The sequence below is a fragment of the Variovorax ginsengisoli genome (genome assembly GCF_030811835.1).
Taxonomy (GTDB): Bacteria; Pseudomonadota; Gammaproteobacteria; order Burkholderiales; family Burkholderiaceae_C; genus Variovorax; species Variovorax ginsengisoli_C.
On the sequence record NZ_JAUSRO010000041.1, the window covers coordinates 1 to 1,127 of the forward strand.

Annotated in this window: 1 protein-coding gene; it reads right to left on the minus strand. The window is 68.8% G+C overall.

The genetic code is table 11. The features are described 5' to 3' along the window. Positions 1 to 1,127 (minus strand): mannose-1-phosphate guanylyltransferase/mannose-6-phosphate isomerase (locus tag J2W36_RS26520; protein ID WP_307692782.1); only part of this gene is annotated, 1,127 nt, incomplete at both ends.

The window sequence follows — 1,127 nt, forward strand, 5'->3', positions numbered from 1 at the left end:
GTCTGCACTTCGATCACTTCCAGCATGGTCTTGCCCGGGTTCTCCAGGCGGTGGACGGCGCCCAGCGGCAGGTAGATCGACTCGTTCTCGCGCACCAGCACGACGTCGTCGTCGCGCGTGACCTTGGCCGTGCCCTGCACCACGATCCAGTGCTCGGCGCGGTGGTGGTGCATCTGCAACGACAGCTTGGCACCGGGCTTGACGGTCAGGCGCTTGACCTGGAAGCGCTCGCCCAGGTCGATGCTGTCGTAGGCGCCCCACGGGCGTCCGACGCGGCGGTGGTCGGTGGCTTCGGCATGGCCCTTGGCCGTGAGCATCTGCACCGCGTCCTTGACCTGCTCGGCGCAGGCAGCGCTGGCGACCAGCACGGCATCCTGCGTGTCCACGATGATCAGGTCGTCCACGCCCAGGGCCATCACCGGGCGCAGCGGGGCGTGCACGAAGGTGTTGCGCGTATTCAGGGCGCTGGCCTTGCCGCTCAGGCGGTTGCCTGCATCGTCGGCCGGGTAGAGGTTGGCGACCGCATTCCAGCTGCCCACGTCGCTCCATGCGCCCTCGAACTTGACCATCGAGATGTCTGCATGCTTTTCCAGCACGGCGTAGTCGATGCTGTCGCTGCGGCAGCCCTCGAAAGCCTCGCGCTGCAGGCGTACGAAGCTGCCGTCGATCGAGCTGGCTGCCGTGGCGCGCTCGCAGGCCGCCAGGATGTCAGGGGCGTGGGCGCGCAGGGCCTCCAGCAAGGTGCTGGCCTTCACCAGGAAGATGCCGGCATTCCAGAAGTAGCCGCCCTGCAGGATCAGCGACTGGGCGACCTCGGCATTCGGCTTCTCGACGAAGCGGGCGACGGCCTGGCTGCCATCGGCCAGCGTGGCGCCGGCCTCGATGTAGCCATAAGCGGTGCTTGGGAAGGTCGGTAGCACGCCGAAGGTGACGATGCGCCCGGCCTGCGCGGCGGCCACGCCACCCTGCACCGTCTTGGCGAAGAGTGCTGCGTCGGGAATGTGGTGATCAGCCGGCGCGAACAGCAGCAGGTCTTCGGGGTCGGCCAGCAGGGCAGCGGCGGCCATGGCGGCCGCGGTGTTGCGCGCGACCGGCTCCAGGATCTGGCGGCCGCTGGTCTTGGCGGC